Here is a 10,452-nt window from a genome sequence, read left to right as displayed (position 1 = left end):
CCGATCTGCTGCGCACCCGGCCCACGGCCAATACCCTGGTGCCGGCCGCCAGTCTGCACTTGCGGGCCTGTCGCTGGTTCAACGCCCAGGGTCTGTTGGACGAAGCCGTGGAACAGGCCCTGCGTGCCGGGCATCTGGATGTGGCGGCCAACCTGGTGCAGAACTTGTCGGAGGAGCAACTGCTGGCCGAGCAGAATGTCGGCATGCTGCTGCGCTGGAAGATGGACCTGCCCGACAGCCTGCTGATCAGCACACCGCGGCTGATCGTGCTCTACAGCTGGGCCCTGGGCCTGGCCTGCCAGCTGGATGCGGCAGAGGAACTGGCGGATCACCTGAGTCGTTTCCTGCCGGCGCCTTCGGCCACAGCGCAGAAGTCGATGCTGGCTCAATGGCTGGCCTTGAGCGGGATCATCGCTCGCGGGCGGGGCCAACGGGAACGGACCCTGGCCTACTGCAGCGAAGCCCTGGAAAGCCTGCCGCACAAGCGGTATGGGCAACGCCTGATGTGCCTGTCGACCTTGTCCAACCTGGCAATTACCGACGCCGATCTATGGCGCGCCCGCAGCCTCAATCGCGAGTCTCTGGAGCTGGCGCAGCGGGTCGGCAATCCGTTGTTCGAGGCCCTGGCCCACTATGATCGGGCGCGGGTTCTGCAAGCCCGGGGCGAAGTGTTGCGGGCACTGGAAGAGGTGCATCAGGGATTGCGGCGCCTGCAGGGTCTGTCGGCCCAGAGACTGTACGCAGTGCGGGCCCGGCTGACCCTGTATGACGGTTATCTGCTGACCCTGCGTGCCCAGCCCGAGGCCGGCCTGGTGCGTTTGCAGGCCGGGTTGGTGGAGGCCCGGGCCTGTCGCGATATCAGCGTGCTGATCGCTCATTGCGTGATCGCCAAGCAGGAGGGCCTGCGGGGCGAGTTTTCCCGGGCCTTCGCCGAGCTGGCCGAGGCCGAACGCCTGATGCATATCTGGGACGTGCCGCCGATCTACTATCTGGCGATGATTACCCTGGTGAAGTGCGAACTCTGGCTGGCCCAGGGGCGCACCGATCTGGCCGAGGCCTGGCTGGCACGCCTGGGCCAGACCTACACCGGGGAACAGGCAGCGGCGCCGCCGGAGTTCCATCCGCAGCTGCCCTTGCACATTGAATTGCAGCAGGCTCAGTTGGAAACCATCAAGGGCGACTCCGCCCGGGCCGAACAGCGCTTGAGCCGATTGGTGGAACATGGCCAGCAAAGCGGTCGGCAGTTGTTGAGCGTTATGGCCCTGACCCAGAAAACTCTGCTGTTACTGGCGTCCGGGCGCGGCCCAGAGGCACGACAGGACTTTGCCCAGGCCCTGGAAGCGGCCGTGGGGGGCGCTGTGCAACCTTTCCAGAGTTTGATCCGCAGTCACCCCTGCTGGATGCGCGAGCAACTGCAGCACTGCGTGTCGACCGCCTTGACCCAGGCCCTGTTGGAGCGCTTGCCTGCCCCCCCCCGTGAGCTTCCCGAGGTGGCGGCTCACAGTGAATCGTTGAGTTCCCGGGAGCTGTCGGTGCTGCAATTGATTGCCCAGGGTTGTTCCAATCAGGAAATCAGCGAGCGCTTGTTCATCTCGCTGCATACGGTGAAAACCCACGCCAGCCATATCAACAGCAAGCTGGGGGTGGAACGACGTACACAGGCTGTGGCGCGGGCCCAGGAGTTGGGGTTGCTGGGGTAGGCGCCACTCTGCCGGCCAGGGCTTGTAGCGGCCGCGTCGTTGTCGGCCGATCAGTTGCAGCTGCGCCGTGATATAGCGCCGGGCCCGGAATTATCGGGCCAGGTGCTGTTTGCAGTAATCGGCGAACAGGCGCGCCGGCTTGGTCAACTGGCCACGCTTGAGCCAGGCCGCCACCAGCCCGGAGCCTGTCACGTCCTCGACAATATCCACGCACACCACCGGCTTGCCGTCGTAGGAGCACTGGGAGTGGGGGCGGGTTACCAGAATCGAAAAGCCGAAGCCCTGGCCCACCATGCCCCGCACCATCTCGATGGAGGGCGAGCTGAAGGCGATCTGTGGCGTCAATCCCAGTTCCTCGAACAGGCTGACGAAGTAGGTCCGGCTCGGTTGCACATCCAGCAGGATCATTGGCTCCAGGCTCAGGTCACGCAGTGAAACCTGGGCCTGCTGGGCGTAGCGGTGGTCGGCGGGAAGCAACGCATAGGGCCGTTGCGGTGGCATCAGTGGTTCGGTTTCGATGGTGCCGTCCAGTTCGTGCTCGTACAGGATCACCAAGTCGAACGCACCGCCGGTCAAGCCCTGTACCAGTTCCTGCTGTTCGCCATCGCGGATGCGGATTTCCACTCCTGGATACAGGGCACTGAAGCCGGCGATCAGTTGCGGCAGGTACAGCGGAGCCACGGTTTCAAAGCAGCCGATGTCGATCTGTCCGGCCACCACGTCGTTGTCCGCCAGGGCGTTCTGCTCGAACTCCTTGGCCATGCGCAGCAGTTCCTGAGCCTTGCGGTAGAAGCGTGCACCACTTGGGGTCAGGGATACGCCCAGGGCGTGATGGCGGATCAGCAACTGTACGCCGAAGCTGTCCTCCAGGCCCTTGATGGCGGTGGAGATCGATGGCTGGGCGATGTACAGCTTGCGTGACGCTTCAGCGACACTGCCGCATTCGACGGTGGTGATGAAGTACTTGAGTTGACGCAGATTGTAGGCGGCCACAGCGAACCTCGTTCTTTGCCCGGGCACGGGGGAGGGGATGGGTCGTAGTAACCCGGCGCTTGATTGCGTTACGCAAATCGCACTGCGTTCTGTGCAGGCAAGTTATGCACCGACCCGCCCCCGGCATGATTTTTTGTTCCTCAACAATACCCATAAGCTCTGTTGGAGAGGACGAGGTCTAGGCAGTTTTTTCATCGTTTGCGAAGACATATTTCCTCGCCTTCCTGGTCCTGGGCCAGGAGCGCGAGGTTTATCCGTTGGCGTCGGGCGGGTTCTCGGGAACAGACAACGGCTTGAGGGGGGGGCGCAGCTTCGAAATTCAGGGTGACAGTAAAGTGCTGCTGCTCGTCGAGCACTTCGATATGCCAGCCCAGCCGTGCGCATAGCTGGCACATCAGCTCCAGGCCCAGGCCATAACCGAAGTCACTGGAGGGTTCCAACTGCTTGGCTTCCCGGATGCGGTTGACGATACGCAGTTGCGGGTACTCGAAGCTGATCTCGACACTGCCTTCATCGGCGTATTGCAAGGCATTGCGCAGGAAGTTGCCGACCACGATGCGGCAGGCGGTCAGGGGCAGGCGGCAGGGTTCGCAACTGATGTCGAGGATCAGCTCGATATCCCGTGAGCCGATCAGGTAGCGGTGTTCCTCGATCAGTTCATTGACCAGGCCGCTCAGGTCGATGGCTTCCTCCGGCAAGGGCTCGGGCAGTTCGCGGCTCATCCACAGCAGGGTTTCGGCAATGCGCTGCATGTTCAGCACCGAGCGCTCGATACGTTGCAGGGGCGGGGGCAGGACGCCGCCGGATTGCAGGGTCAGCAATTCGATATTGGCCTTGAGCACCGCCAGCGGCGTGCGCAGTTCATGGCTGGTATAGCGCAGCAGGCGACCTTCGCGCAGGCTTGCGGCCTGGACTTGTTGCACGCTTTGGGCCAGGGCGTCGGCCAGCATATTGAACTCCTTGAAACTGAAATTCGGCCGTTGGCTGGACTCTGCATCCTTCAGGGTCGTGGACCACTGGGCCAGTCGCCCCAGTGGACGAACCAGCCACCAGACCAGCAGGGCAATGATGATCAGCGCCGGGATAAATACCGCGAGGCTGATGAAGATGACGCCTCGCAGTTCATGATCCAGATAGGCATCGGACAATGGCGTTTCGACTTCGCCGCCTTCTTCCTGATCGTGGTCGACGTCGTACATGTACAGAGTCTTGCCGTCAGCCAGGGGCTGGGCCAGGATCGCCCGCCCTTCATCCTCATCCTCGGAGTCCAGGTCGCCAAACACTTGCACTGCGCCGAAGGACAGGCTGGGTGGGGTGTCCAGCATCAGCCGAATTTTCTCTGGCAGCGCCTCTTTGCCGATGACGCTGGTGTAGAAGTAGTTGTGCGGTGGAGGGGTGTTCGGATCTTTCTTGTAATGCCTGGCGAAGTACTGGGCTTCCTCCTCCATCATCGCGCTGGCGGTATAGAGCAGGCCGCGGACACTGTATTCCGGGAGCAGCAGGCTGTAGATCAGCAACACCACGGCAATCAGCAGCAGGAAGCTGCCGCTGATCACCCATTTCAAACCCAGACCGTTACGCATGTGACCTCAGTTGGATGCCAATACCGGGGAGGGTGTGGATCAGCGGCTGGCCGAAGGACTTGTCCACGGTCTTGCGCAACCGGTGCATGTGCACCTTGAGGGTGTTGCTGTCCGGTGGCTCGTCGCCCCAGATCGTTGTTTCCAGGCGTTCCCGGGTCACCGGTTCCGGACTGGCACGCATCAGGCACTCCAGCAGGGTCCAGCAAATGGGTGACAGATGTAGCTCCTGGCCGGCGCGGCTGACCTTGCGGGTAGACAGCTCCATCACCAGATCGGCCACTTGCAGGCGGCTTGCCTGGCCGCTGCGGCGCATGCTCAGGGCGCGGATACGGGCCACCAGCTCCGCCATTTCAAAGGGCTTGACCAGATAGTCGTCGGCCCCGGCGGCGAAGCTGGCGAGTTTGTCGGAAAGTGCATCCAGCGAGGTAAGCATCAGGATCGGCGTCTGGCTGCCTTGCAGGCGCAACTGTTGGCACAGCTGCTGGCCGTCCAGTCGCGGCAGCATGATGTCCAGCAGGATAACGTCGTAGTGCTGGTTTAGAGCCAGGTTAAGGCCGGTCTGGCCGTTGCTGGCGTGATCGCAGACGATCCCGCTGATTTCCAGGTACTCGATGACAGTGTTGGCCAGGTCGAGGTTGTCCTCGACCAGCAGCAGTTGAATATGCACGGAAACGTCCCCTTGGACCCTTGGCGCTCAATGAGCCGAAGGATAACGGAGTCGGGCGGGTTTCTGCCGATGTTTACCCGGCGTTAACCCGGCCATCTCTAAGCTGGGGCTCTTCTTAAATTGCAGAGCGTGGCATCGCCATGAACCTGACTTCGGTGGTCAAAGGAATCCTTCTGGTCCTGATTCTTCTCGTCCTGATGGTCTGCGTCCTGCCTTCCCAGGCACCTTGGGGGCGCCTGGGAGGGGGCGGTCCCTTGAGCTGGTTACTGATTGGCCACAGCGGCGGGTGGGTAGGATTCGATCATGTCATCAGTGCATGCTGATAAGGCCGGTGCCAGCTACACCGATCAGTTGGTGTTGTGTCTGGTGCTGATTTTCTGTGTATCGATCTCTCTGGGGGTCTACATCATGCGCTTCAATGCGCAGATCGACCGGCAGCGCGAACTCTCTCCGGTGCGCCTGCTCGAATGCGGCCAGGGGCGCGGGGCCTTCATTGTCGACCCCTATGGCCAGCGCAGTAGCAGTGACAGCTGTTTCCTGGTGGATGAGGACGATTAGCTTCGGGTCCGCTCGGCACTCAGAATGATTCGCCGTCGAATTCAAGCGCAAGAAACGTGGTTCTTGCGCTTGAATCTCGCTTTACAGTGTCGGTGTACGGAGAGGAAAGCCATGAACCCCTGGGTTCCGGGCCCGGCTCCACTGGCGGATTGAAGGAGACCTGAGATGTCCTGCGTATTCAAACTGATGGCGTCCCCCGTTGGCCAGCTGACCCTGGTGGCCAGAGGGACGAAGCTGGCGGCAATTCTCTGGGAGCACGAACGGCAGAACCGAGTACGTCTCGGGCCGTTGCAGGAGGCGGTTGATCATCCCCTGCTGCTGGAGGCCGAGCGGCAGCTCCAGGAATACTTTGCCGGCAGTCGCGAACGCTTCGAGCTTGAACTGGATTTCGCCGGTACCGAGTTTCAGTGCAAGGTCTGGCAGGCGTTGCTGACCATTCCTTTCGGTGAAACCCGCAGCTACAGCCAGATTGCCCGGCAGATCGGCAGCCCCAAGGCGGTGCGGGCCGTGGGTGCAGCCAATGGCCGGAACCCGATCTCGATTGTTGCCCCCTGTCATCGAGTGATCGGTGCATCGGGGAGCCTGACCGGGTTTGCCGGGGGGCTTGAAGCCAAGCAATTCCTGCTGGCGCTGGAGGGAGAGGAGACGCTGCAACTGGCGTTCTGAGTGAGTGCCGGCGACGAGCTGTGCCAGAATGCGTCATCGTTTTTTCTGGAACCCTTACATGGACGCCGCCAAACCCAGTCTTATCCGTGAAACTTTCCCCGTCGGCCCTTTGCAGTGCAACTGCACCATCATTGGCGACCCGCTGACCAGGAAAGCCATAGTTGTCGACCCGGGAGGCAATCCCGATTCGATCATGGCCCGCCTCGATGCCCTGGGGTTGAAGGTGGTGAGTATCATTCACACCCATGCGCACCTGGATCATTTTCTCGCCTCCGGGCAGATGAAGGAAAGGACCGGAGCCACCTTGCATCTGCACAAGGACGACCAGTTCCTGTGGGACAACCTTGAGATGCAATGCAGCATGTTCGGCGTGCCCTACACTCCGGTCCCGTCCCCGGACCGCTGGCTGGATGACGATGAGGAGCTGGCCTGCGGTTGCGGCGTGGCCTTGCACACTCCCGGGCATACCCCAGGTTCCATGAGCTTTTGGTTTTCTGAGGCTAAGCTTCTGATTGCCGGCGACACGCTGTTCAAGCGTGGGGTCGGGCGCACGGACTTGTGGGGTGGTGATCAGGCCACCCTGGTGCGTTCGATCAAGCAGCGTCTGTATACCCTCGATGAAGACGCCACGGTGGTTGCCGGGCACGGCCCAGACACTCGATTGGGCGATGAGATGCGCCAGAACCCGTTTGTGAGAGCCTGACTTTTTGCCAGGTCGCTGACGGAATTTTTGCCGCGCTGTGTGTTCCAACGCCAGCAAAGGTCTGTTGCCAACGTCCGCTGCACCACAGAATGCAAAATGTAGGAGCTTTCCATGTTCACCTCGCGTCGTTTGATTATTGTCGCTACTGCTGTGGCCTTGTTGTCCGGCTGCGCTTCGCCTAACCCCTATGACAACCAGGGGCAGGCCGACGGCGGCTCGTCGGGCATGAGCAAAACTGCAAAATACGGTGGCCTGGGTGCCCTGGCTGGTGCATTGGCCGGTGCTGCCATTGACCACAACAACCGTGGCAAGGGCGCGTTGATCGGTGCCGCCGTAGTGGGTGCGTCCGCCGCCGGTTACGGTTACTACGCCGACCAGCAGGAGAAGAAACTGCGCGCCAGCATGGCCAATACCGGGGTTGAAGTGCAGCGTCAGGGTGATCAGATCAAGCTGATCATGCCGGGCAATATCACGTTCGCCACCGACTCGGCGAACATCGCCCCAAGCTTCTACCAACCGTTGAACAACCTGGCCAACTCCTTGCGCGAGTTCAACCAGAACCAGATCGAGATCGTCGGCTACACCGACAGCACCGGCAGCCGTCAGCACAACATGGACCTGTCCCAGCGTCGTGCCCAGAGCGTGGCGACCTACCTGACTTCCCAGGGTGTGAGCAGTGCCAACCTGTCCGCTCGCGGTGCTGGTCCGGACAATCCGATTGCCAGCAACGCCGACGTCAACGGCCGTGCACAGAACCGTCGTGTAGAGGTCAACCTCAAGGCAATTCCGGGCCAGCAGTATCAGCAGCCTGGTCAGCAATACCAGCAGCCCTACCAGCAGCAAGGTCAGCAGTACTGATTGAGTCGACTGGAATCCCAAGTACAAAAAAGCCCGCCCGATGCAAATCGGGCGGGCTTTTTAATGACTGAAGCGGATTACTTCTTCAGGCCGTATTGCTCGTCGAGCATGCCCGGAGCGTTCGGCGTCTTCGGCGCGTAGTCCCGTGGAGGCTCCTGATCACGCGGTGGAGTCAGACGCTCGCGCGGAGCTTGTGCCGACTCCGAGTGCAGTGCGGCCAGCAGGCGTTGCCGGGTCAGCTCGTCCAGGGCCAGGCGGTTGGCACCCTCGGCGAGATGGTCCTGCACTTCCTGATAGCTCTGGGTGAGCTTTTTCACCAGGGTGGCAGTGCTGTTGAAATGGGTGACCACTTCATTCTGATAATTGTCGAAACGTTCCTGAATATCGTCCAACTGACGCTGCGTGCGGTTAGGCGCGGCATTGGGCAGCAGGCGAGCAACCAGGAATCCAATGGCGACACCCGCGACCAGGGCAAGAGTCGGCAACAACCAAACTAAGAGCGAGTGTTCCACGAGTCCTTCCTCTATAAACGGCTTTGCTTTACGTTAACGGCTCGAACCTGCGCTGTATACCGCGATTCACTCGCAATAGATTGGCACAGACCATTTGCTAGACGAGTCGACCCCCTTCGAGGTCACGGAGTTCCTTCCTTGCTAATGCGTGAAACCCCTGTAGTGATTGCCGGCCCGGTGGGCCAACTGGAAGCCCTGTATCTGGAGGTGCCCGATCCTCGCGGCGTGGCACTGATCTGCCACCCCAACCCGGTGCAGGGCGGCACCATGCTCAACAAGGTGGTGTCCACCTTGCAGCGTACCGCGCGGGATGCCGGGCTGATCACCTTGCGCTTCAACTATCGGGGCGTGGGTGCCAGTGACGGCAGTCATGACATGGGCACTGGCGAAGTCGATGACGCCCAGGCTGCCGCTCAGTGGTTGCAGGCCAAGCATCCGGAACTTCCATTGACCCTGCTGGGGTTCTCCTTCGGCGGTTTTGTCGCCGCCAGCCTTGGCGGGCGCCTGGAGGCCCAGGGCGTGCAGCTCAAGCACCTGTTCATGGTGGCGGCGGCGGTGACCCGTCTACGGGATACCGACCTGCTGCCGGAAAACTGCCCGCTGACCCTGATCCAGCCGGAAACCGATGAAGTCATTGACCCTCAAGCGGTCTATGACTGGTCCGACGCCCTTGTTCGCCCCCATGAGCTGCTGAAAGTGGCAGAATGCGGGCACTTTTTTCATGGCAAGCTCACTGATCTCAAGGATCTGGTGCTGCCGCGACTCTCGAATTGATAGCAGTCTGATAAGCGATTACCCATGACTACTCGAACACGTATCCTCACCGGCATCACCACCACCGGCACCCCGCACCTGGGCAACTACGCTGGCGCGATTCGCCCGGCGATCCTTGCCAGTCGCGACAGCAATGCCGACTCCTTCTACTTCCTGGCCGACTATCACGCGCTGATCAAGTGCGATGACCCGTTGCGCATTCAGCGTTCGCGCCAGGAAATCGCAGCTACCTGGCTGGCGGGTGGCCTGGATGTGCAGCGTGTGACTTTCTATCGTCAGTCGGACATTCCGGAGATTCCGGAACTGACCTGGCTGCTGACCTGCGTAGCTGCCAAGGGCCTGCTCAATCGCGCCCATGCCTATAAGGCTTCGGTGGACAAGAACCTCGAGACCGGGGAAGACCCGGACGCCGGCATCACCATGGGGCTCTACAGCTACCCGGTATTGATGGCTGCGGACATCCTGATGTTCAACGCGCACAAGGTGCCGGTGGGCCGTGATCAGATCCAGCACGTGGAAATGGCCCGGGACATCGGTCAGCGTTTCAACCATCTGTTCGGCCAGGGCAAGGAGTTCTTCACCATGCCCGAGGCGCTGATCGAGGAAAGTGTCGCCACCCTGCCTGGCCTGGATGGCCGCAAGATGTCCAAGAGCTACGACAACACCATCCCGCTGTTCACCAGTGCCAAGGACATGAAGGACGCGATTTCGCGGATCGTCACCGACTCCAAGGCGCCTGGTGAGGCCAAGGATCCGGACAACTCCCATCTGTTCACTCTGTTCCAGGCATTTTCTACCCCGGCGCAGGCCGCCGAGTTCCGAACTGAGTTGTTGCAGGGGCTGGGCTGGGGCGAAGCCAAGAACCGCCTGTTCCAGTTGCTGGATGGCGAGCTGGGCGAAGCCCGCGAACGTTACCACCAGTTGATTGCGCGGCCTGCGGACCTGGAAGACATTCTGCGTGCCGGTGCAGCTAAAGCTCGGGCCGTGGCCACGCCGTTCCTTGCCGAGCTGCGTGAGGCCGTGGGCCTGCGCTCCTTCGCCAGCCAGGTGCAGGTTGCCGCCACGACCAAGAAAAAGACCGCCAAGGCCGCGCGCTTCATCAGCTTCCGTGAAGACGATGGTAGCTTCCGTTTCCGCTTGCTGTCCGCCGATGGTGAGCAGTTGCTGCTTTCGCGCAACTTCGCCGACGGCAAGGCGGCCGGCGCTGTGACCAAACAGCTGCAATCGGGGCAGGAGCTGGATCTGCGTAGCGAAGCCGGCAGTTTCAGTGTTTGGCTGGATGGCGCCTGCGTGGCTGATAGCCCGGCCTTTGCTGACGCTGCCGCGCGTGACGCAGCCATAGATACACTGCGGATTGCGCTGACCCCAGCGCAGGACTAATCGGAATCTTCCCGACCAAGGGCTGATTGCCATTCCCCAGGGCCGTCGCTAAAGTGAC

At 61.3% G+C, this 10,452-nt stretch carries 11 protein-coding genes; 7 read left to right on the top strand and 4 right to left on the bottom strand.

The annotated features are described in order from the left end of the window. A partial coding sequence (locus tag BLX41_RS34990) for a LuxR C-terminal-related transcriptional regulator (protein ID WP_259744653.1) occupies positions 1-1,700 on the top strand: 1,700 nt, incomplete at its 5' end. Between the two features lie 90 nt (positions 1,701-1,790). On the opposite strand, the gene BLX41_RS10310 is transcribed toward BLX41_RS34990, so the two are convergent. From BLX41_RS10310 to BLX41_RS10300, 3 genes are all read right to left on the bottom strand, one after another. Further along, positions 1,791-2,693, bottom strand: a complete 903-nt coding sequence (locus BLX41_RS10310) for a LysR family transcriptional regulator (RefSeq protein ID WP_102860294.1) — start codon at positions 2,691-2,693, stop codon at positions 1,791-1,793. Positions 2,694-2,884: 191 nt separating this feature from the next. Then, complete coding sequence (locus tag BLX41_RS10305; RefSeq protein ID WP_123724790.1) at positions 2,885-4,276, bottom strand: sensor histidine kinase; 1,392 nt, start codon at positions 4,274-4,276, stop codon at positions 2,885-2,887. After that, positions 4,269-4,943 carry a response regulator transcription factor gene (locus tag BLX41_RS10300; RefSeq protein WP_123724789.1) on the bottom strand — a complete coding sequence of 225 codons (675 nt, stop codon included), beginning with the start codon at positions 4,941-4,943 and terminating at the stop codon, positions 4,269-4,271. The genes BLX41_RS10305 and BLX41_RS10300 overlap by 8 nt, the downstream gene beginning before the upstream one ends. 303 nt (positions 4,944-5,246) lie before the next feature. Here BLX41_RS10300 and BLX41_RS10295 point away from each other — a divergent pair, with 303 nt between their 5' ends. The 4 genes from BLX41_RS10295 to BLX41_RS10280 all read left to right on the top strand — a co-directional run bounded on the left by BLX41_RS10295 (position 5,247) and on the right by BLX41_RS10280 (position 7,728). After that, positions 5,247-5,501: a hypothetical protein gene (locus BLX41_RS10295; protein ID WP_123724788.1), complete on the top strand. Its 255-nt coding sequence runs from the start codon at positions 5,247-5,249 to the stop codon at positions 5,499-5,501. Between the two features lie 165 nt (positions 5,502-5,666). Next, the gene (locus BLX41_RS10290; RefSeq protein ID WP_123724787.1) at positions 5,667-6,167 is read left to right on the top strand and encodes a methylated-DNA--[protein]-cysteine S-methyltransferase; all 501 of its coding nucleotides are present in this window, start codon (positions 5,667-5,669) and stop codon (positions 6,165-6,167) included. A 58-nt stretch (positions 6,168-6,225) separates the two neighbouring features. Then, positions 6,226-6,870 carry an MBL fold metallo-hydrolase gene (locus BLX41_RS10285; protein WP_123724786.1) on the top strand — a complete coding sequence of 215 codons (645 nt, stop codon included), beginning with the start codon at positions 6,226-6,228 and terminating at the stop codon, positions 6,868-6,870. 111 nt (positions 6,871-6,981) lie between these two features. Further along, the gene (locus tag BLX41_RS10280; protein WP_123724785.1) at positions 6,982-7,728 is read left to right on the top strand and encodes a YiaD family glycine zipper/OmpA-like lipoprotein; all 747 of its coding nucleotides are present in this window, start codon (positions 6,982-6,984) and stop codon (positions 7,726-7,728) included. Positions 7,729-7,805: 77 nt separating this feature from the next. Here the strand turns inward: BLX41_RS10280 and BLX41_RS10275 are convergent, their stop codons facing one another. Next, complete coding sequence (locus tag BLX41_RS10275) at positions 7,806-8,240, bottom strand: Z-ring associated ZapG family protein (RefSeq protein ID WP_123724784.1); 435 nt, start codon at positions 8,238-8,240, stop codon at positions 7,806-7,808. A 144-nt stretch (positions 8,241-8,384) separates the two neighbouring features. Between BLX41_RS10275 and BLX41_RS10270 the strand changes: the two genes are divergently transcribed. Both BLX41_RS10270 and BLX41_RS10265 read left to right on the top strand, forming a co-directional pair. Beyond that, complete coding sequence (locus tag BLX41_RS10270; protein ID WP_123724783.1) at positions 8,385-9,014, top strand: alpha/beta hydrolase; 630 nt, start codon at positions 8,385-8,387, stop codon at positions 9,012-9,014. Positions 9,015-9,038: 24 nt separating this feature from the next. After that, on the top strand, positions 9,039-10,394 hold the full coding sequence (locus BLX41_RS10265) for a tryptophan--tRNA ligase (protein ID WP_123724782.1): 1,356 nt from the start codon (positions 9,039-9,041) through the stop codon (positions 10,392-10,394). Positions 10,395-10,452: the final 58 nt, after the last annotated feature.

It is taken from the genome of Pseudomonas protegens (assembly GCF_003732485.1).
Lineage (GTDB): Bacteria > Pseudomonadota > Gammaproteobacteria > Pseudomonadales > Pseudomonadaceae > Aquipseudomonas > Aquipseudomonas protegens_B.
Note: the sequence above shows the minus strand (reverse complement) of the source record. Positions and strands in the feature narration are given on the sequence as shown.